Genomic DNA, 20,548 nt, shown 5'->3' on the forward strand with positions numbered 1-20,548 from the left:
TGTAATGTGAAGATTTGGACTGTCGCTAATCAAAAAGGGGGGGTTGGTAAAACAACGACCGCAGTGAGCCTTGCTGGTATTTTAGCCTTGCAAGGTAAGCGTGTGTTGCTTATAGATACAGACCCTCATGCATCACTCACTTATTACTTTGGCATCGATTCAGAGGATTTAGAAGTGAGTGTTTATGATATTTTTGCGCGTGGCACAAGTATGCAAAGTGAAGAGATACTTCAAGCTTTATGCCCATCAACACTTGAAAATCTAGATATTTTACCCGCAACTATGGCAATAGCCACGCTTGATAGAAGCATGGGTAATAAAACAGGAATGGGATTAATATTAAAAAAAGCACTTGCAAAAATAAGCGAACATTACGACTATGCTATTTTAGACTGTCCCCCAGTTTTAGGGGTGTTAATGGTGAATGCGCTTGCAGCAAGCGAACGAATTTTAGTGCCTGTGCAAACGGAGTTTTTAGCACTTAAAGGGCTTGATAGAATGATGCGGACTATGGAATTAATGCAAACCTCTCAAGCGAAAGATTATCAATATACTATAATCCCTACTATGTATGATAAACGTACTAAAGCATCGTTAGAAGCATATAAAACACTGCAAAGTACATATGGTGATAAAGTCTGGCCAGGTGTGATACCGGTAGATACTAAATTTAGAGATGCAAGCTTTGCGCAAAAAGTGCCTGTAGAGTATTGTCCTCGTTCGCGTGGTGTATACGCATATAAAGCACTGCTAGAATATTTAATTGAACAAGGTTAATGAATGAGTAAGCAATTATTTGCGAATGAAAAAGTAATGAAGCAATACCTAGGGGCTTTGTTATGTGAAGACGAGCCTGTAGATAACCTTGAGCCAATTGCAAAATTACTTGAGCAAGTTCCAGATAGTTCACAACACGCGCACATTCATTTAAAGCCCAAAGAACAAATAAAAGCCACAGAAAAAATATTTGATCAAGACTTACTCAGTGTTGAAACTGAACCAATGATTGAAGCCAAAAAAGCTGTTGACGATGAAGTAATAAAATCGATATGCAATGCTATAGAAAAGCCAGAACCACAGATTGCAACCAATTGTCAGTCTGACTATTTTGACGGCGAATTTCAGGCATTATTTTTTGAAGTCGCTGGTTTAACATTGGCTGTACCATTAAAAGCATTAGGCGGTATACATCAATTAGGTGAAGTAAATCATTTATTTGGTAAGCCAAAATGGTTTAAAGGCGTTATGCTCAACAGAGAAGAGAAGCTTAATGTTGTTGATACTGCTCGTTGGGTAATGCCAGAAAAGTATGATGATAAATTAGAGGCGTCTTTAGATTATCAGTATTTAATTACCTTAGGTGATAGCCAGTGGGGCTTATTAGCTGAAAAGTTGATAAATAACATTACATTGAGTAAAGAAGATGTAAAATGGCGTACAAATAAAAGTAAGCGCCCATGGCTTGCAGGCGTTATAAAAGAAAAAATGTGTGCTTTAATAGACGTTGATAATTTAAATATATTATTAGAGAAAGGCTTAGATAGCCGTCAGAAGTAATGACCATTACGGGGTAATAGCATGAATCAAGATAAATTACTGTCAGCAAATAAAAACGCGGATAATAATGATGAAATTTTACAGTGGGTTACGTTTAAGTTAGAAGAAGAAACTTACGGCGTAAATGTAATGCAAGTTCAAGAAATACTGCGCTACACTGAAATAGCCCCGGTGCCAGGTGCTCCTTCTTATGTGGTTGGTATTATTAACTTACGCGGTAACGTAGTAACAGTTATTGATACTCGTGCTCGTTTTGGTTTGCTACCTGCGGATGCAACTGACAACTCTCGTATCTTAATTATTGAAGCTGAAGAGCAAGTTATAGGTATTTTAGCTGACAGCGTATCTGAAGTTGTTTATTTGCGCAGCTCTGAAATCGATAGTGCACCAAATGTTGGTACTGAAGAAAGTGCTAAGTTTATTCAAGGCGTTTGTAATCGTGAAAACGAGTTACTGATTTTAGTTGATTTAAATAAATTACTCAGTGATGACGAATGGGATGAGTTAAGCGATATATAAGCTTTACCAAATAAATTATGCTGTTACTTAGTATAGCTATATCAGCGTTAGCGGTAGGACTTATATCGCTTGCGCTAATAATTGCATTAAAAAACAAACAAGCGAATGAAATTAATGCTGCATTACAGCAACTGAAAGATAGCTCAGAGCAAACACATATTTTGCGAAGTGAAATATCAGAGCTTAGAACAGGACTTTTAAGTATTGGTAAACGAGTGCTTGAGGTTGAGCAACAAAATCAAGATTTGATACAACAACAAGCGGCGCAAAAATACGATGACCCTGACGCTAAAATTTACTCTCGTGCTGTCAAAATGGTTGAGTTAGGCGCTGATCTAGATGAGGTGATTCGCGAATGCGAATTACCAAGAGCAGAAGCCGAATTACTATTTTCATTACATAAACAGAAAGGCGCTTAGCGCCTTTTTAGTTATAAGCACATAAATAAGCTCAAGCCTTAATATTCAACTTCCCTTGAAAGTCCTGCCAACCCGGCGGAAATTGACCTCTCAATACATACGAAAACGCAATAAGCTCTGCAATAACATAATAAAGCTCTTTTGGGATATCTTCCCCCAACTCTAAGTGAGACAACGTTTTAGCAAGGGCCGCATCTTCGTGGATCATAATTCCTTTTTTTTTCGCCGCCGCAATTATTTCGTCAGCTAATTCACCAAACCCTTTAACGCTTACGGTTGGTGTGCTGCCAGCTTCGTATAAAAGCCCAATGGCTGATTTATTGATAGATGCATCACTCATGACTAAACCTTAATATTAATAATTGCATGAGATTTATAAAATGCCTGATTATTAGCATCACCACGCTTCAGATTAAGTTCGCCAACTTGTAAACCATGTTTAGCTAGTTTAGATCTTAAGTTATCTAAGTGAGGGTGAGCAATTGCACTTACTTCTTGGCTTGATGCCAACAGCTGGCAATTAAGTGCTTTATCCATTAACTCAGCGGTAATTTGTAACTGTCCAAGTTGGGCATAATCAAAGTTTAACCTTACAAACCATACATTTTTATCTTCTAACTTATCTGCACTTGGTTTTTTATATTGCCCCAGTGTTATTTCTGTTTGGGCGGCCTCTGCTGGCAATCGCATTGGCAATAAAAATTGTGCAAGAGGGTTTGTGTCTGGCTGTTGATTTGGTGTTGAAACACTCACTTGGGTAAGTGTATTTTTAACGTGCACAATTTCGCTGGCCAAAGCTTGGACTTGAGCTTGTTGGAGTTGCTCAAGCATTTTCGCTCCGATGTTACCTGTTTTAAAAGTAGGTATGAGTACTTGCAAAAGTGCATCTAAGCCAGTTTGATTATTAAAACTGATAGGCGCTACTGATTGGCTAATAATAGGGGCAGCTAAAATACTCACTGCAACTTGCTCAAGCCCTTTAGTAAAGCTACTTTGTAACATGTCACCCGTTAGCTGATTGGGCTGTAAAGTAGCAAGTATTTCACGCTGTATGGTCGAAGGATTAATATTGTTACTTGAGACCATACGATTAAATGCTTGGTTGATCAAGCGAGTTAAATCGGGGGTATCTTTAGTGACTCTATTTACAATATCAGTAATTTGACTACTCAAAAGTTGTTTATTATGAGCCAGCTGAGCAGTAGGAATAGTGGTATCAGGAAACTTTAGCAGTGTACTTAATAATTTTGCTTCTATTGGTTGTAGCATTTGACTACGAGAGGCGATATTTGGTAGCTGCTCTGTTAATGGTTGAATGTTTTCAATGCTAGCAGAGCTTGTTTTATTTTGCTTACTATCAGTTATGGCTAATTGTACTGGGAGAGTTATTTGCTCTTTAGCTCCATTAATGAGTGGCTGCCAAATACTAACACTTCCTTTCATAAGTTGAGTTAATTGCACAAGCGGCGGGAGCCTTGAAAAGTGCTCTGGTAAAATATTGCTCGTATTGCTATTTAACGCAGTACTTACATTTTGGGTAATGTTGATTTTATCAAGCGGTGATTCTGTTAATTGTATAACTAAGTCCGGCCTCTGTAGCGCAGATGATGCTGATAGCGGTGTTAATTCAGATTTATTTGCTGTTGCAAAGGGCTTACTTTCAAAATATTTAACTGCATCATTAATTCGCGTTTTTAAATCACTAAAGCTATTTTGTAGCCACGACTTTATTGGGCTGTCAGGTGTAAGCAGTGAGCTTGCTTTAATAGTGGGCACAGATTCAGGGGTATTGCTTTTTTGAGCTAAAAGTAACTCGTTAAACGGTTTAGAAAATGAGTTATTAAGTGTCACTTTTATATTATTAGTATCGGTTTTAATAAATAACTTATCAGCTTGATTTGCTAAGTTTACTTTTATAGGGGTGCTGGGTAGTTCACTAACTTGTTGATTAGTAATTTGCGTTGTAAACGAGCCTGACTTTTGAGGATGAGTTAAAATTGCTAGTTTAGGTGTTGCTTGTAATTGCGCACTAGGCAATAAGGCTGCGAGTAAATTAGTAAGTTTAGCTTGGTTAAGTGGTTGCGTATGAACTGTATCAGCAAAGCGATTAATAACATTAAGCTGGGCGCCTTTATTTGTAGTGCTAACAACTACTTTTAAAGGCTGCTCAGTTATAAGTAACTGCGCTACGTCTTTATTTATAGCAATACTGACGTTGAGCTTATCGATAACTAGCCTGGGGGTAGGAGATACAACTACTTGAACATCCAGTGGTTTGCTTTGTACCTCAGTGCCCGTGCTTATATAATTTAATAAACGTTGTAATTGAGCCGGCTTGTTTAAAGTAATGGTTGTACTGTTCGGTGTGATGTTGAGCTGTTTGCCATCGGGACTAAGTTGTATGTTAGCACTGGCTATTTTTTGTAAATTATGAGGTGCGCTTGTAGTGCCAAGCCTTAATGTTTGCCAATGTTTATCAATGAATACATCAAGCGTAATCGAATCTTTCGAAAATTGTATGTTTTTAGCGGCAAGTACCTCATCAGGTAATTGCGATAATTCATTCGTTTGAGCGTTGCCCGATTGATTGATAACCAATGAATTAGATAATGTGATTTGCGTTGGCGTATTCATTATTTTAAATCAAGTTTTCTCTATTTTAAGTGAATCGATTTTAAAGCAATATTCGTATTACCCTATCATTATGGTAGACTAACGCCTAATTTTTGGCAGAGAGAATCGTCATCTTGTTATACATTAAGTCCGTCACCTGCATCAAGCAAGATCGTTGTTTGTTTGCGGATCTTAATTTTAGCCTTAATAGCGGTCAAATCATGCAATTAGCGGGTCCTAATGGGGCAGGTAAAACATCGCTATTGCGTATTATCGCTGGCTTTTCTGCGCCTGACGAAGGGGCTGTATTATTTCAAGAACAGCCTATATCTAAGTATTACGAAGAGTATGCCAGAGAACTACTCTTTATAGGCCATAAAACAGGCGTAAACACTCAGCTTAGTGCAGTTGAAAATGTTCGTCATTGGTTACAAATTAATGGCTACATGAATCAGCCTGACTTGTATCCTATTTTAGCGCAACTTGGCCTTGTTGGACTTGAAGATGTACCAGTTAGAATGTTATCTGCTGGGCAACAACGACGTGTGGCTTTGGTAAGGCTTTGGTTAAGTGATGCTAAATTATGGGTACTTGATGAGCCATTTACCGCGCTTGATAAAAGCGGTGTTGCTTTTTTGCAGCGGCGATTTACTGAACACTTACAAAGCGGTGGTGCTATTTTATTAACGACTCACCAAGACTTAACGACCCATTTTAGTAACTTGCAAACGGTTACACTGGAGTATCGCCACTAATGACTCGTCAACATTCTTATTGGTTGCTATTCAGTGCGGTATTTACCAAAGATGTAAAACTTGCGTTTCGCCAGCGCGCTGAAATTGTAAATCCTATTTTGTTCTTCTTAATTGTAATTTCATTATTTCCGTTAGCAATCGGGCCTGAGCCTGGTTTACTAGCGAGAATGGCACCGGGAATTATTTGGGTTGCCGCATTACTCTCTACCATGTTGGGCTTGGATAAGCTGTTTAGAGATGATTTTAATGATGGCTCATTGGAGCAGCTAATTGCATCGTCTTACCCGTTATCGTTAACCGTACTTGCTAAGGTGGCTGCTCACTGGGTGGTAACAGGTTTACCGCTTGTATTAATGACGCCGCTATTTGCATTGTTGTTAAACCTAGAAAGTACGGCGTTAACAGCAACTGTTTTAACATTATTATTAGGCACTCCACTATTGAGCTTTATTGGCGCAATAGGCGCAGGGCTTACTGTGGGATTACAAAAAGGGGGTATTTTGATGAGTTTACTCGTATTGCCTTTGTATATTCCTGTTTTGATTTTTGCAACGTCGGCTATCGATACCAGCACCATGTCGCTGGATTATAGTGGGCAGCTTGCCATCCTTGGTGCAATGTTACTTATTGCTATTATTAGCGCACCAATTGCCATATCGTCAGCTTTAAAAGTGAGTGTAAGTTAATGTGGAAGTGGTTACATCCCTATGCTAAAGCAGAGCGTGCATACCAGTTATGCAATACGTTACTGCCTTATTTTGCCGTAGTTACCGTAGTTAGTATGATTGTTGGATGGGTATGGGGGCTTGGTTTTGCACCTGCTGATTACCAACAAAAAGACAGCTACCGTATCATTTTTATTCATGTTCCTTCCGCCATTTTGTCTATGGGGGCTTACTCATCAATGGCTATTGCAGCTGTTGTTGCACTTGTATGGCAACTACGAAATGCCGAACTTGCCGTTATTGCTATAGCGCCTGTTGGTGCTTGTATTACTGCTATAGCGCTTATTACTGGCGCTGCTTGGGGCAAACCTATGTGGGGCGCTTGGTGGGTATGGGATGCGCGTTTAACGTCTGAACTTATTTTATTATTTTTATATCTTGGCGTGCTTTCGCTTTACCATGCATTTGAAGATAAGAAGTCAGCAGGGCGTGCGGCTTCTATTTTAGCGATTGTGGGCGTAATTAACTTACCTATTATTCATTACTCAGTTGAGTGGTGGAATACGCTACACCAAGGCGCAAGCATTACAAAACTAGATACTAAAGCAATAGACCCAAGTATGTTTTGGCCTCTTATGGTTAATATTTTAGCCTTTGCTGCTTTTGTAGGAACAGTGACTTTAATTCGTCTTAAAAATGAAATTTTGCAACGCGAAAAGCACCGACCGTGGGTGCGTTTGTTGTTAAATAAGGGGTAATTATGCAGTTCGACTCTTTTTCTGATTTTATTGCAATGGGAGGCTACGGGTTTTATATCTGGCTTTCTTTTGGTACATGCGCTCTTATTTTACTTGGTATTTTAATGAACTCTTTAAGAGATACCAAACGTATTATGGCTTCAGTAGAGCAACAAATAATACGTGAAGCGCGAATTAAAAAAGCTAAACAGGAACAAGCCTCATGAATCCAAGACGTAAAAAGCGCCTATTGGTAATTATTGCCGTACTGTTTGGTATTGGTGGATCAATTGGTTTAGTGCTTTATGCACTTCAAGAAAATATTAATCTTTTTTATACGCCAAGCGAACTTATTGATGGCAAAGGGCCTAATAAAGAAAAACCATTCATTGGCCAAAAGCTACGAATTGGTGGCATGGTTGTACCAGGAACGGTTGAGCGTAATGAACAGAGCTTACAAGTAAGCTTTAAGCTAATTGATACAGGTCCATTAGTGACCGTGCGTTATCAAGGCATATTGCCAGACTTGTTTCGTGAGGGGCAAGGCATTGTAGCGCAGGGCGTATTAATCGAACCTAATATTATTGAAGCATTTGAAGTGCTTGCAAAGCATGACGAAGAATATATGCCAGCAGAAGTTGCAGAGGCAGTTAAAGGTATTAAGCACGAAAAACCAAAATACAACTTAGATAGTGGTAATTAGCTATGATCCCAGAAATTGGTTATTTTTCTTTAACGCTTTCCATGGTGCTAAGCGTTTTACTGTGTATTTTTCCTCTTTGGGGCGCGCATACCGGTAATCTTCGATTAATGCGCGCAGCTCCCTCTTTAGCAATTGGGCAATTCGCTTTTGTTTTAATCTCTTTTGCAGCACTTATTTACGCCAGTGTAACGGATGATTTTACCGTATCGTATGTGGCATATCATTCAAGTAGTACACTACCTTGGTATTACAAAATCACCTCTACGTGGGGCGGCCATGAAGGCGCTATTTTACTGTGGTTAGTAATGCAAGCTGGTTGGACTGCAGTTGTCGCTGCGCGTTCTAAATCATTACCTTGGGTGCTACGTGCTCGCGTATTGGGCGTACTTGGTTTTTTAGGTGTAGGTTTTATGATGTACACCTTACTACTTTCAAGCCCGTTTGAGCGCCTACTTCCTTATTTCCCTGTTGAAGGGCGTGATTTAAATCCGTTACTTCAAGATCCGGGCATGATTATTCACCCGCCATTATTGTACATGGGTTATGTAGGGCTATCAGTCGCTTTCTCTTTTGCTATTGCTGCGTTGTTAACCGGTAAGCTTGATAACACATGGGCTAAGTGGTCACGTCCGTGGACAATGACTGCATGGGGCTTTTTAACTCTAGGAATCACAATTGGTAGCTGGTGGGCATATTCAGAGCTTGGCTGGGGCGGCTGGTGGTTTTGGGATCCAGTCGAAAACGCATCATTAATGCCATGGCTTGTTGCAACAGCATTACTACACTCATTAAGCGTAACCGAAAAACGTGGTGTATTTAAATCGTGGACCGTACTACTTGCTATCGCAGCATTTTCATTAAGCTTGTTAGGCACCTTTATTGTGCGTTCGGGTATTATTGTATCGGTGCATGCTTTTGCTACAGACCCTGATCGTGGCTTATTTATACTCGCCTTTTTAGGCATTGTTGTAGGTGGTGGCTTAGCGTTATATGCACTGCGTGTATCACAAGTACATAGTGAAGGTCGATACAAGTTTGTATCACGCGAAGTGGCGTTATGGCTCAATAATATATTTTTAGTAGTTGCTACATTAATTGTATTGCTGGGTACGTTATTACCTATGGTTCATAAAGAAATGGGCCTGGGCAGTATTTCTATTGGCGAACCGTTTTTTAATAAGATGTTTGCAATAATTTTAGTCCCGTTTGCTATTTTGATGGGGATAGGACCATTTTTACGCTGGAAGCAAAATAAATGGGCTTTCTTACAAAACAAAATATTAATGGGCGTATTAGCCAGTGTAGTGATTACCTGTGCTTGGTTGTTTTCAAGTTACGATTTAGTAAAACCACTTACGCTACTAGCTACAACACTTGCGGTTTGGATTGCAATATCAACTGGCATCGACATTTACACTAAATCTGCTGTACACGGCACCTTAAAAGAAGGTTTAAAACGCTTAGGTGTAAGTTACTGGGCTATGGTGCTTGGGCATATTGGTATTTCGTTTGTTATTGCGGGTGTAACGCTTACATCGGCGTATTCAGTTGAGCGTGACGTATCGATGAAGCAAGGCGACACAGTTCAGCTTAACGAGTATGAATATCGTTTTGATGGTGTTAAAACTATTCGCGGGCCGAACTACAGTGGTCATGCTGGTGTTGTATCGGTGCTTAAAAACAATGAGCTAGTAACACGCTTACACGCCGAAAAACGTAAGTATGATATTGGTATGCAGTTTATGACCGAGGCGGCCATAGATGCAGGCTTTACACGTGATTTATACTTAGCGTTAGGTGAGCAGTTGAGCCAAGGTGCATGGTCACTTCGCATTTATCATAAACCGTTTGTTCGTTGGATGTGGATTGGCGGTGTGCTTATTTCCCTTGCTGGATTTATGATTTTATTTGATAAACGCTACCGCACATCAGCTAAAACAGCGCGTAGAGCTGCATCGGAGAATGTTTTATGAACCGTAAAATTTTAGCTATTGCGCCGCTTTTAGTATTTGCTTTTGTATGTGTATTTTTATACCAAGGCCTTTTTGCTAATCCTCGTGAAATTCAAACGGGTCGGTTAGGTCAAGAAATGCCAGCATTTAATCTACCTGATTTAATGCAAGACAATAAGCCGTGGACCAACGAGTCTTTAAAAGGCGAAGTTTACTTACTAAATGTATGGGGTACTTGGTGCCCAACATGTTTAGTTGAACTTGGTTATTTAACTAAGTTACGTGAGCAAGGCGTTAAAATTATTGGGCTTTATTACGTACAAGGTTACGACGCTGACTTTGATGGCCCGTTTGATATGCAATCACTTCGAACAGAAGTGAGCGATATGCTGCAACGTGCGGGTGACCCATATCAATTTAATATCTTGGATTTACATCGTACTTTGTCGTTGGATTTAGGTGTTTCGGGTGCGCCTGAAACATTTTTAGTCGATAAAAACGGCACTATTTTGTTGCATCACACGGGCGATATAAACCCGCGAGTATGGCGAGCTAAATTTGCGCCAATTATGCAGGAGCTTAAATAATGAAATGGTTACTACTTACGCTTAGCCTTTTTGTAAGCATCTGTGCGTTTGCAGAGCAAGATCGCTATCAATTTGATAACAACAAACAAGCAATATTGTTTGAAGAGCTAACTAAAGAGCTGCGCTGTCCTAAGTGTCAAAACCAAAACATTGCGGACTCTGACGCTGTGGTTGCTAAAGACTTGCGCGATAAAGTACTCGTATTGGTTAAAGAAGGTAAGAGCAAAGACGAAGTGATTGATTACATGATTGACCGCTTTGGCTATTTTGTTCATTACGACCCACCAGTTACACCAGCGACTTTAGTACTTTGGGTATTACCTGTGTTAATTGTCATAGTCGGCTTTGGTTTTATTGTTATTCGCCAGCGAAAAGCATCAGTAAAACAAACGTGGAGCAGTGACGACGAAATGCTGTTAGCTAAGCTAATTGAACAAAATAAACGTCAGGAGCAAAGTTAAATGATTTTAATGTGGGCGTGTTTTGCTTTACTCACACTGGTTGCTCTTGGGTTTGTGATGTTGCCTTTTTTAAAAAAAGAGCGCGTTCAAACAATTACTCATAACGCCAATGCTGAGCTAATTAGCATTTATGAGCAGCGTTTAGTTGATTTACAAACCGATTTAGATAATCAGCGTATTGATACCGTAAATCATGCAGAATCAATTATTGAATTAAAACGCCGTTTATTGAATGAGTTATCACCAGAAAAATCACTAAACAGCAAAGGTAATAATCGTATTTTTGCTTTAACTGGTGGCGCATTTGTTCTTGCTCTAACAGGTGTTTTTTATGGTTTAACGGGTAGTCAGCAGCAAATTTCGGCTTGGCATGATGCAATGGATAATTTAGCTGATTACGGCGAGCGTGCTGTAATGCAAAAAGGTGAGCCACTTAGCCAAAATGAGCTGCAGGCTTTTGCATTGGCACTTCGTACAAAGCTTAGCCGCTCAGGTGATGACGAAGTCGCTTGGATGCTACTTGGACGAGTTGCTATGTCGCTTAATGAATTTGACATGGCGCAGCAGTCATTTGATAAAGCACTACGTATGAATCCTGATAATATGCAGGTACTTATTAGTTATAGCCAAGTTTTATTATTAGAAGGCAGCGAAGCTAATATGACCCGTGCGGCAGGTATGCTCTCAAAAGTACTAAAAGTTGAGCCTACCAATTTAGATGCAATTTCGTTATTAGCACTCATTGCTTATGAACGTAAAGATTGGCCTCAAGCCAAAGCTGCATTTGAAGTTTTACTTGCGAGTATGGAAAAAAATGATTCTCGTTATAGCATGATCTCTGAGCGTATCGCTGATATAGAGAAGCAAATGCAAACGGATGGCTCTGTTATGCCAGTTACTACAACGGGTGCTATTGCAGTTACAGTCGACATTGCAAAAGAGCTTATAGATAAACAGCCAAAAGACGGTATCTTGTTTATATTTGCAAAAGCAGCAAGTGGTTCGCCAATGCCATTAGCTGCTGTTAAACTCGCTAATTATTCATTTCCAATTACAGTTGAGTTGAGTGATAGTAGTGCAATGGTTGCAGGACTTAACTTATCTAGTGCAGAAAATATTATTATTTCGGCGCGTATTTCTATAGATGACTCGGTTATGCCAAGTTCTGGTGAGCTAGAAGGTCATTCAGAGTCGTTAAAGCGTGAAAGTGTAAGTGACTACCAACTTCAAATTGATACATTAATACCTTAAGGACGTTAGATGTTAAAACACAGTTTTACTTTTTTATGTTTATTGATACTAGCCGGGTGTGCTCAAGTACCACAAAGCAAAGTAGATGACAGAGATCCGCTGCAAAGTATTAATCGTCCGTTATACGACTTTAATATGGATGTACTGGATGCTTATTTATTGCGCCCAGTTGCTGTAGGTTATGTTGAAGTAACGCCTGTACCGGTAAGAAACGGTATTGTTAATTTTACAGGTAATATTACAGCACCTGTCGATATGATTAATGCGGGTTTGCAAGGTAAGCCGGGTAATGCAAGTGTGAGCTTAGCGCGTTTTTTAGTTAACTCTACGGTTGGTATTTTTGGTATTTTTGATGTTGCCAGTTCACTTGGTCTTGAAATTGTAGATGAAGACTTTGGACAAACGTTAGGTGTATGGGGCGTGGGTGATGGCGCTTATTTAATGCTACCTGGCATGGGTCCTACAACAGCACGTAACCTGACCGGTGATGTAGTCGACAACTTTGTATTGCCTGAAGTTGCGCTAACGACTCCACAAACTATTCTAGTGTTTGTTTTAAAAGCCGTTGAGGCGCGTGCATCATTAATCCCACAAGAAGGGTTACTAAATGATTCACTTGATCCGTACTTATTTGTAAAAGATATTTACTTCCAGCGTCAAATTTATGAGCTGTACGATGGCAACCCACCTATAAAAGAAGAGCCAGCTGATTTTGATGAAGACTTTTTAGAAAGTTTATAATTGAAAAGCCACTCATAAAAACGCCAGCTAAATGCTGGCGTTTTTATTTGCTGTTTATATATTTAACCTGAAGTCTGGATAATAAATCTATCTCTAGCAGCTATTTTCAGCTCTAACTACGTTGAATTTACTTGCAAAAGGCCAACTATTGACGCGTAAGTTCGCCTTGTTTTCACTGAAAATCCCTGGCTAGAGAAAAATAAATTTAAATATCATTATGACTTAATATATTAGTAAATATCTTAACCAGAGTTCAGTTTTTTTATTTTTCGTTAACTACTAACTGTATTTGTTCATTAACCCAAGCTAGCGCTTCGTGATAGGCATCGGGAACTTTTTCTCCTAGGTTTAGCTCTTTCGTTAGTTCGTTTGCAGCTGACCAGTTTGCTTGTTCATAATACTTAACTAAGTTTAAATATTTTGCCAATAAGCCTTCGTCGTTTAATAGCGCTGCTTTTATATCATTAGAAAGTGGAAGCTTTTTCATCACGCTTTCCATACTCTCATCTAAAATAGCATCCATAAGAGACATCATACCGGTTAAAAATGCCATGCCGGTATCTTTAAATTGTCCATGAGATATAGCGAGTAGTTCAGCAAATCGAGCGCGCGTAAGCGATAGCCTAATTAGCTCTACAGGTTTGTCTGCTGATACTTGTGCTGCAAACAGTAATGACAATAGCTTTTTAATTTCATTGGCGCCAAGCACTATAAGAGCTTGCTTAATAGTACTTATTTCAGCCCGCTTAGTAAACGCTGCCGAATTTGAATATCTAAGTAACTTATAAGATAGATTTACATCACTCTCAAACACATTGGTGATTTTTCTAAGATCCATATCTGCGCTTGATGTTTCGTAAAGTAATTCTGCTAATGCTATTCCTGAAGGCGGTAGAGCTTTACTCTGTACCATTTCAGGTTTTGAGAAGAAAAACCCTTGAAAATAATCAAATCCAACTTCCAAAGTTTGTTGGTAAATTTCGTAGGTTTCTACTTTTTCAGCAAGTAACTTAATATGTAAATGTGGTTTTAAGTCGTTAAAAATAGCTTTTATTGTGTCCATATCATTAGTTAAAACGTCGATTTTGATAATATCAATGAATGGATAAAAGTGCTGCCATACAGGTTGGTGGATATAGTCATCAAGAGCGATTGTGTAACCTTTATCTTTTAAATCTTTAACGATAGCTAATAAACGCTTACCAGGCTGGATAGTTTCAAGTATTTCTACAACTATAGTGTCTTTACCCAATAATGTAGGGTAACCCTTTAATAGTGTTTCTAACGTGAAATTTATATAGGCAGGTTTGTTATCGGTTAAATCTTCTAAGCCAAAGTTAAACTGGCTACCCTCTATAAGTCGTGTTGTTGCTTCGTCACCATCTATATCAGGAAATACGTTATCAACACCATCACGGAATAAAAGCTCATACCCAATAAGCTTCTTATCTCTGTCTAAAATAGGTTGGCGTGCAGCGTAAAAATACATAAACAGTTCCGTAAAAGTAATGTAATTGATTATTGTAATAATATATGGGAAATGACTTGAAATAGCATTACGTATATTTGCATGATTAATAAATTATCATTATAAATTAAGGTGTTTCTTCTATTTAATTTATTATATTTTACCAATTCGCTTTAAAATTATTCAACATGAGTATTTTTATATCAGCTGGAAGCAACAAGTTGGAGATTTTATTGTTAGGCATGATATAGTCAGCGAGAATGGTTTTTATCCTAATAGTGTCTTTATTATAATATTTTAAGAGTCAATATTCGGATCAAGAGCCTGTTATTAATAATTATGCGGAGGCTAATTTGGAAACAGGAATGATTATTTCACTAGCATTATATTTTGTTGTAATGTTAGGTATCGGACTATATGCATATAAGCAATCTACTGGCGATGTATCAGGTTACATGTTAGGTGGACGAAATCTATCACCAAGTGTTGCTGCACTATCTGCAGGTGCATCTGACATGAGTGGCTGGATTTTAATGGGCCTACCTGGTGCGATGTTTGTTACTGGTTTTAGTAGTACATGGATAGCAATTGGTTTGGTGATTGGTGCTTGGTTAAATTACCTGTTAGTTGCACCTAGATTACGTGTGTACACTGAAAAAGCAAATGACTCTATAACAATCCCAGATTACTTCTCAAATCGCTTCAATGATAAGTCAAACTTATTACGTGTTGTATCAGCTGTTGTGATTATAGTCTTCTTTACTCTTTACACGTCATCTGGTGTTGTAGCCGGCGGAAAATTGTTTGAAAGCTCATTTGGTCTAAGTTATGAAGTGGGTTTATACATTACAACGGGTGTCGTTGTTTTATACACTTTGTTTGGTGGTTTTTTAGCGGTTAGCTTAACTGATTTCGTGCAAGGTTGTATTATGTTCATCGCACTGATTCTAGTGCCTACCGTTGCATACTCTTTACTTGAACAACCTCTGGAGTCTACTTTACATAGTGTAAATCCAGATATGCTTAACTGGATTGGAGCAGGCTCTGCATTAGGTATTATTTCTGCAATGGCATGGGGTTTAGGTTATTTTGGTCAACCACATATCATCGTTCGTTTTATGTCGGTACGTAGTGTTAAGGATATGCCTAAAGCTCGCCGTATTGGTATGACATGGATGATTGTTGCTGCCCTTGGTGCTGTTGGTACTGGTATATTTGGTGCTGCTTATACTTACGAAAATAATATTGTAGTTGAAGATCCTGAAACGATTTTCCTAATTCTTTCTGAGTTATTGTTCCATCCACTTATTGCTGGCTTTTTACTAGCTGCAATTTTGGCTGCTATCATGAGTACTATCTCATCACAATTGCTAGTAAGCTCAAGTTCATTGACTGAAGATTTATATAAAACATTTTTACGTAAAGATGCTAGCGACTTTGAATTAGTTACTGTTGGTCGAATTAGTGTTGCATTTGTTGCCCTGTTTGCAATTTATTTAGCGTACGACAGAGATAGCTCTATTTTAGACCTAGTAAGTAATGCATGGGCAGGCTTTGGTGCTGCTTTTGGACCACTTGTATTGTTTAGCCTTTATTGGAAACGTATGAATTTTGCTGGCGCCTTATCTGGTATGTTAGTAGGTGCGTTTACAGTGCTTGTTTGGATTTATGGTCCGTTTACTATTAATGGTGAAAGTTTAAGTAGCTTTATGTATGAAATAGTACCTGGCTTTATTTTAGCGAGTATCGCAATTGTTGTTGTTAGCTTAGTAACAAAAGAGCCAGAGCAAAACATCACTGCTTTATTTGATGAAGTAGAAAAAGAGCTTTAAATAGCAATTACTATTTATTTTAAAATGAGTAGTAAGTAATACCAATCCGCAATAATATTTAATCATTTTGCGGGGCTAAACGTGTTGCTACAGGCGTTAAAAAATTCTCATTTAGAACAGCTAAATATCGAATTTTTTGCCTAGTTATCAACACGTTTTTCCACCCTCAAAATAGATCACTTAATGAAGCGAATTGGTATAATAAAAAAGGGAGCAACTAAGTTGCTCCCTTTTTTATTTAGTTTGTCCCGTCCGAGGAGAGGGCAATCTACGAGTTAACTTGCTTTTTTATCGTTGTTATCTTCAATTGATGCAACGTTATCTGACTTTTTACTTTTCGCTGGCGCTTTGGTAACAACCGGATCTTTGCCGCCCTTCAATATGGTCATAAAGTCATCTTTGCTTTTCGCTATTTCTAAAGCAAGTGATTCAATTTGTTGCTCACTAAGCGGTACGTCTACCTTTTCTAGCATTAGCTCAAGTGATTCTGCTATATCGAGCATCTTGTCATAAGCATCAGCTTCTTTTTTGGTAGTAAACGTCATACGCTCGACTCCGTTTCGTTCTACAACATATTTAACAACAACAGCCATGATTTCTCCTGCAAAATTGCTTGGCACCGTGGTTTGTAAAAACCATTAGATTACTGTTTTTATGTACAGTAATGGTTTGTAAGTGAATTTGCAAGCGCGAAGTATTAATTTTTAAGAGTCAAATTTGACAAAAAACGGTAACTTTACTTTAGTTAAGAAATCACTAGTTGTACCAGCTGCATTTTCAGGATTTCGGATTATAGTGATAATGCGTTTAGATACACTTTAAGTGATGAGCTTTTCAGTTCCTTACTTTTTAGTTTTCCTGAGCAACATTCAAAATTAAGAAAAGAAGAATAGGGACAAGTTTAATGAAAACGTTAAAAAATTTATTCATAATAAGCTTATTATGCTTACTACCTGCAACTACCGTATACGCACAACTATCGGAAGTAACTAAGCAAATGTCTCAAGTTGAGACAATTAGTATAAATAATGCTGATGCAGGTATGCTTGCTAAGCTACCGGGTATAGGTAAGAAAAAAGCGCAGGCAATTGTGGATTACCGTGAAGAAAACGGCGAATTTAAAAGCGTCAGTGATTTATCGAAAGTTAAAGGAATTGGTAAAAAGCTATTAGCCAAATTAGAAGGGAAAATATCACTTTAAAGCGAGTAAGTAATAATCAGGGCGTTATACGCCCTGATTAAATTGTTTTAGCGCTTCGTTTAAGTGCTTTTTAGCAAAGTTAATTTCAATAGGTGTTGTTAATAGCGGATAGCAAAGCCCACCGAGTATTAAAAATGGGATTAATATCCAGCCTTTAAATACCGTAAATATTAAAAATAATGGGCTAAGTAACAATAATTTTATTATACGTAGTAACACTTTATCTGTTGGCGATAGCATATTTAAAGAAAGTGCTATTACGTCCTGACGCTTGCGTACTTTTAGGTGTTTAAGCTCATCTAATTGGCTTGAAAAAAATGTAAACATATCAAATCGACTTTTTAATTAATAAACGGCCAATAACTATAATAAATAGTGTTAGTGAGAAAATCCCAAATATAATTTCCATCCAAGCAGGCATGCTCAAACCAATAAATTGCCAATCTATATTTCCACAATCCCCGGTCGCCTGAAAAAAGCTAGGTATCCATTCATGTAACGGCATAAACGACGGGAAGTTCGGTTCAAACTCACAGCTAAATGCAAAAGGGTCTGTGGTGGTTTGCATATCAATATGCTCGCGAGCTATAAGGTATCCCCAAACACTCGATACACCCCAAATTACATACGCTAATGCACGAACTGCTTTGCTCTGTGGTTTAGTTGCACCTACAATTCCTGCGCCTAATAGGCCCAGTACAGCTGTACGTTGATATATGCACATTATGCAAGGTGCCAATCCCATTTGGTATTGAAAGAAAAGGGCGGTCGCTTCAAGTAAAAAAACGATAGCTGTAAATAAAAGCCACGGGGTACGTTGGGTGGGTAATTGCGCAAGCCAGTTCATAAAAATTCCGCGTTTAAATAAGACGTTAGATTATGACCTAGGATAATGTATGCGGCAACAAAAAGGAAAAAAAAGCTACCGAAGTCGCTTTTTATAAGATGAAATTTTTGACCACTCAATACAGCCTCAGCAGAGGTTACATGATGCTCTAGTTAGTTCCCATTTATACATAAGCTTAGTTATATCGCTTACTTATATCACATTGGTGCATTGCCAAATCAATTCTTTAAAGTTGCTGCTAGAACGCTCTGTTGCATAGGTGTTCCTTTTTAATGTACTTATGTGTATTAAGTTGATTCAGCTAAGTATGGTGTAAATACAAAACACCAACAATTACAATGTACCTACAGTGAATATTGCTCTGTATATTTATACATTGTAGCTATATTAGAGAAACCTAAATTTTATTATTTATTAATCTTTAATTTCTACTCATTTGCTTATTTATATACCTGACTTTACTTGTTAGTTATGCTTCGTCTGGTACAATCAGTCAGTTATTCGTGTAAAACGATGAGTGTTGATTAATTCGAGTGGGAACTGGATGAGAATTTTTAAAGCGAAAAGCCCAGCAGGATTTGCTGAAGAATATATAGTTGAATCTATTTGGAACGGCGATTTCCCTCCAGGTTCAATTCTACCTGCCGAGCGAGAACTTTCAGAGTTAATTGGTGTAACAAGAACGACCTTGAGAGAAGTATTACAGCGTTTAGCACGTGATGGTTGGTTAACAATTCAGCATGGTAAACCAACAAAAGTAAATAACTTTTGGGAGACATCTGGTTTAAATATTCTTGAAACACTAGCGCGCTTAGATGAAGACAAGATGCCAGAGCTGACAGATCAGCTTTTATCTGCACGTACTAATATTAGTGCTATTTATACACGTGCTGCAATTAAGTTAAATCCTGAACGTGTAATTGAAATTTTATCACAAAGTCATGAGCTAGAAGATACTGCGCAGGCATTTGCTGACTACGATTATAAAGTTCATCACGAATTAGCCGTTGCGGGTAATAACCGTATTTATGTATTAATACTCAACGGTTTTAGAGGCTTTTATTCAAAGATTGGTTGTCATTACTTCTCTGATGCCGGAACTCGTGAACTTGCTCGTCAGTTTTATAAAGATTTAACAATCTTGGCAGAAAATAAAGAGCACGATGGTGCTATTTCGATGATGCGTAAATACGGTCATCAAACAGGTGAAATTTGGCAAAAAATCCGTGGCGATATGCCCTCAGATATAATGGATTAAATCTAAACGAGAAACCTGCATTTGCAGGTTTTTTTGTATCTGTAAAAATTAATACCGCATTATATGAATTTTTAAACAATTTAATGTATTAACCCTTCTTCAGTAACGTCAAAATTTCTATCTAATTACAACGCAATTCACACTTAAAAATAGACCTATTATCCAAGCAGATTAGTGCAAGTTGTAAGTGTTCGTTATTTTCGATTGTTCTTTTGTAGTGAATAACTTTAGAATGCCAATTAATTATATGTGTGCGCTATTGGTTTTTAATTTTTAGCGCCCATATAAGTACCAGCATTGCGAAAGCAATTGAAAACAAACTCAAAATATTTGGAGAATAAAATGGGTGTATTAGTAGGCCGCCAGGCACCAGACTTTACCGCTGCAGCTGTTCTTGGTAACGGTGAAATTGTAGATAGCTATAACCTTCATGAAACAATTAAAGGTAAAAAAGCAGTTATCTTCTTTTACCCACTAGATTTCACGTTTGTATGTCCTTCTGAACTTATTGCATTTGATAAGCGTTTTGAAGAGTTTCAAAAGCGTGGCGTAGAAGTAATTGGTGTTTCTATCGATTCACAATTCTCACATAACGCATGGCGTAACACTGCTGTTGCAGACGGCGGTATTGGTAAAGTTCAATACGCACTAGTTGCAGATGTTAAACACGAAATTTGTAAAGCGTATGACGTTGAGCACCCAGAAGCGGGTGTTGCATTTCGTGGTTCATTCTTAATCGACGAAGAAGGCAATGTACGTCACCAAGTAGTGAACGATTTACCACTAGGTCGTAACATCGACGAAATGCTTCGCATGGTTGACGCGCTAGCGTTCCACACTGAGCACGGTGAAGTATGTCCTGCTGGTTGGACTGAAGGTAAAAAAGGTATGGACGCAAGCCCTGAAGGCGTTGCTAAGTTCTTATCTGAAAACGAAGGCGAGCTATAATTTAGCCCCTAGTTTTAAATAAAAAAACCGCCAA

Annotated in this window: 24 protein-coding genes; 18 read left to right on the top strand and 6 right to left on the bottom strand. The window is 38.3% G+C overall.

All coding sequences use genetic code 11. The features are described 5' to 3' along the window. Nucleotides 1–6: 6 nt before the first annotated feature. From GQR54_RS06660 to GQR54_RS06675, 4 genes are read left to right on the top strand one after another with little or no spacing between them, the layout of a single operon-like run. A complete protein-coding gene (locus tag GQR54_RS06660; RefSeq protein WP_007585827.1) occupies nt 7–777 on the top strand; it encodes a ParA family protein in 771 nt (256 codons plus the stop codon). Between the two features lie 3 nt (nt 778–780). Further along, on the top strand, nt 781–1,557 hold the full coding sequence (locus tag GQR54_RS06665) for a chemotaxis protein CheW (RefSeq protein WP_166376931.1): 777 nt from the start codon (nt 781–783) through the stop codon (nt 1,555–1,557). A gap of 21 nt (nt 1,558–1,578) precedes the next feature. Continuing rightward, nucleotides 1,579–2,076, top strand: a complete 498-nt coding sequence (locus GQR54_RS06670) for a chemotaxis protein CheW (RefSeq protein WP_166376932.1) — start codon at nt 1,579–1,581, stop codon at nt 2,074–2,076. A 17-nt stretch (nt 2,077–2,093) separates the two neighbouring features. Next, on the top strand, nt 2,094–2,495 hold the full coding sequence (locus GQR54_RS06675) for a DUF2802 domain-containing protein (protein ID WP_166376933.1): 402 nt from the start codon (nt 2,094–2,096) through the stop codon (nt 2,493–2,495). A gap of 31 nt (nt 2,496–2,526) precedes the next feature. On the opposite strand, the gene GQR54_RS06680 is transcribed toward GQR54_RS06675, so the two are convergent. Together GQR54_RS06680 and GQR54_RS06685 are read right to left on the bottom strand one after the other, a co-directional pair. After that, complete coding sequence (locus GQR54_RS06680) at nt 2,527–2,835, bottom strand: EscU/YscU/HrcU family type III secretion system export apparatus switch protein (RefSeq protein ID WP_166376934.1); 309 nt, start codon at nt 2,833–2,835, stop codon at nt 2,527–2,529. 2 nt (nt 2,836–2,837) lie between these two features. Beyond that, nucleotides 2,838–5,129, bottom strand: coding sequence for a flagellar hook-length control protein FliK (locus tag GQR54_RS06685; RefSeq protein ID WP_166376935.1), 2,292 nt, complete (start codon nt 5,127–5,129; stop codon nt 2,838–2,840). Nucleotides 5,130–5,242: 113 nt separating this feature from the next. Between GQR54_RS06685 and ccmA the strand changes: the two genes are divergently transcribed. Genes ccmA through GQR54_RS06735 form a run of 10 tightly spaced genes read left to right on the top strand, consistent with a single transcriptional unit; the run spans nt 5,243 to nt 12,960 of the window. Then, nucleotides 5,243–5,863: a cytochrome c biogenesis heme-transporting ATPase CcmA gene (gene ccmA / locus GQR54_RS06690; RefSeq protein WP_166376936.1), complete on the top strand. Its 621-nt coding sequence runs from the start codon at nt 5,243–5,245 to the stop codon at nt 5,861–5,863. Continuing rightward, nucleotides 5,863–6,549 carry a heme exporter protein CcmB gene (gene ccmB / locus GQR54_RS06695; RefSeq protein WP_002959286.1) on the top strand — a complete coding sequence of 229 codons (687 nt, stop codon included), beginning with the start codon at nt 5,863–5,865 and terminating at the stop codon, nt 6,547–6,549. Before ccmA ends, ccmB begins: the two co-directional genes overlap by 1 nt. Further along, on the top strand, nt 6,549–7,286 hold the full coding sequence (locus GQR54_RS06700; RefSeq protein WP_007585844.1) for a heme ABC transporter permease: 738 nt from the start codon (nt 6,549–6,551) through the stop codon (nt 7,284–7,286). The genes ccmB and GQR54_RS06700 overlap by 1 nt, the downstream gene beginning before the upstream one ends. Before the next feature lie 2 nt (nt 7,287–7,288). Beyond that, nucleotides 7,289–7,492 (top strand): heme exporter protein CcmD, encoded by a 204-nt coding sequence (gene ccmD, locus GQR54_RS06705; RefSeq protein WP_166376937.1) that lies wholly within the window; start codon nt 7,289–7,291, stop codon nt 7,490–7,492. Then, a complete protein-coding gene (gene ccmE, locus GQR54_RS06710; RefSeq protein WP_166376938.1) occupies nt 7,489–7,968 on the top strand; it encodes a cytochrome c maturation protein CcmE in 480 nt (159 codons plus the stop codon). The genes ccmD and ccmE overlap by 4 nt, the downstream gene beginning before the upstream one ends. Before the next feature lie 2 nt (nt 7,969–7,970). Then, nucleotides 7,971–9,941 carry a heme lyase CcmF/NrfE family subunit gene (locus GQR54_RS06715; RefSeq protein WP_166376939.1) on the top strand — a complete coding sequence of 657 codons (1,971 nt, stop codon included), beginning with the start codon at nt 7,971–7,973 and terminating at the stop codon, nt 9,939–9,941. Continuing rightward, complete coding sequence (locus GQR54_RS06720; RefSeq protein ID WP_007585852.1) at nt 9,938–10,507, top strand: redoxin family protein; 570 nt, start codon at nt 9,938–9,940, stop codon at nt 10,505–10,507. Before GQR54_RS06715 ends, GQR54_RS06720 begins: the two co-directional genes overlap by 4 nt. Continuing rightward, a complete protein-coding gene (locus GQR54_RS06725; RefSeq protein WP_165739534.1) occupies nt 10,507–10,968 on the top strand; it encodes a cytochrome c-type biogenesis protein in 462 nt (153 codons plus the stop codon). Before GQR54_RS06720 ends, GQR54_RS06725 begins: the two co-directional genes overlap by 1 nt. Beyond that, entirely contained in the window at nt 10,969–12,219 is a 1,251-nt protein-coding gene (gene ccmI / locus GQR54_RS06730) for a c-type cytochrome biogenesis protein CcmI (RefSeq protein WP_166376940.1), read from the top strand. Nucleotides 12,220–12,228: 9 nt separating this feature from the next. Beyond that, nucleotides 12,229–12,960, top strand: coding sequence for a VacJ family lipoprotein (locus tag GQR54_RS06735; RefSeq protein WP_007585858.1), 732 nt, complete (start codon nt 12,229–12,231; stop codon nt 12,958–12,960). 262 nt (nt 12,961–13,222) lie between these two features. Here the strand turns inward: GQR54_RS06735 and GQR54_RS06740 are convergent, their stop codons facing one another. Then, the gene (locus tag GQR54_RS06740) at nt 13,223–14,449 is read right to left on the bottom strand and encodes an HDOD domain-containing protein (RefSeq protein ID WP_166376941.1); all 1,227 of its coding nucleotides are present in this window, start codon (nt 14,447–14,449) and stop codon (nt 13,223–13,225) included. 332 nt (nt 14,450–14,781) lie between these two features. Here GQR54_RS06740 and putP point away from each other — a divergent pair, with 332 nt between their 5' ends. Then, on the top strand, nt 14,782–16,260 hold the full coding sequence (gene putP / locus GQR54_RS06745; protein WP_101217622.1) for a sodium/proline symporter PutP: 1,479 nt from the start codon (nt 14,782–14,784) through the stop codon (nt 16,258–16,260). A 275-nt stretch (nt 16,261–16,535) separates the two neighbouring features. On the opposite strand, the gene GQR54_RS06750 is transcribed toward putP, so the two are convergent. Next, nucleotides 16,536–16,853, bottom strand: a complete 318-nt coding sequence (locus tag GQR54_RS06750; RefSeq protein WP_007584105.1) for a YebG family protein — start codon at nt 16,851–16,853, stop codon at nt 16,536–16,538. A 311-nt stretch (nt 16,854–17,164) separates the two neighbouring features. On the opposite strand from GQR54_RS06750, the gene GQR54_RS06755 reads away from it, so the two are divergent. Beyond that, nucleotides 17,165–17,461 (top strand): helix-hairpin-helix domain-containing protein, encoded by a 297-nt coding sequence (locus tag GQR54_RS06755; RefSeq protein ID WP_166376942.1) that lies wholly within the window; start codon nt 17,165–17,167, stop codon nt 17,459–17,461. Between the two features lie 24 nt (nt 17,462–17,485). Here GQR54_RS06755 and GQR54_RS06760 read toward each other — a convergent pair whose 3' ends face one another. After that, complete coding sequence (locus tag GQR54_RS06760; RefSeq protein WP_166376943.1) at nt 17,486–17,788, bottom strand: DUF6170 family protein; 303 nt, start codon at nt 17,786–17,788, stop codon at nt 17,486–17,488. Between the two features lies 1 nt (nt 17,789). Next, entirely contained in the window at nt 17,790–18,308 is a 519-nt protein-coding gene (gene dsbB, locus GQR54_RS06765) for a disulfide bond formation protein DsbB (protein ID WP_166376944.1), read from the bottom strand. Between the two features lie 544 nt (nt 18,309–18,852). Here dsbB and fadR point away from each other — a divergent pair. Both fadR and GQR54_RS06775 read left to right on the top strand, forming a co-directional pair. Further along, a complete protein-coding gene (fadR, locus tag GQR54_RS06770) occupies nt 18,853–19,566 on the top strand; it encodes a fatty acid metabolism transcriptional regulator FadR (protein ID WP_004335692.1) in 714 nt (237 codons plus the stop codon). A gap of 342 nt (nt 19,567–19,908) precedes the next feature. After that, nucleotides 19,909–20,514: a peroxiredoxin C gene (locus GQR54_RS06775; protein WP_007378637.1), complete on the top strand. Its 606-nt coding sequence runs from the start codon at nt 19,909–19,911 to the stop codon at nt 20,512–20,514. Nucleotides 20,515–20,548 lie beyond the last annotated feature (34 nt).

This window comes from Pseudoalteromonas sp. Z9A4 (assembly GCF_011378845.1).
Lineage (GTDB): Bacteria > Pseudomonadota > Gammaproteobacteria > Enterobacterales > Alteromonadaceae > Pseudoalteromonas > Pseudoalteromonas arctica.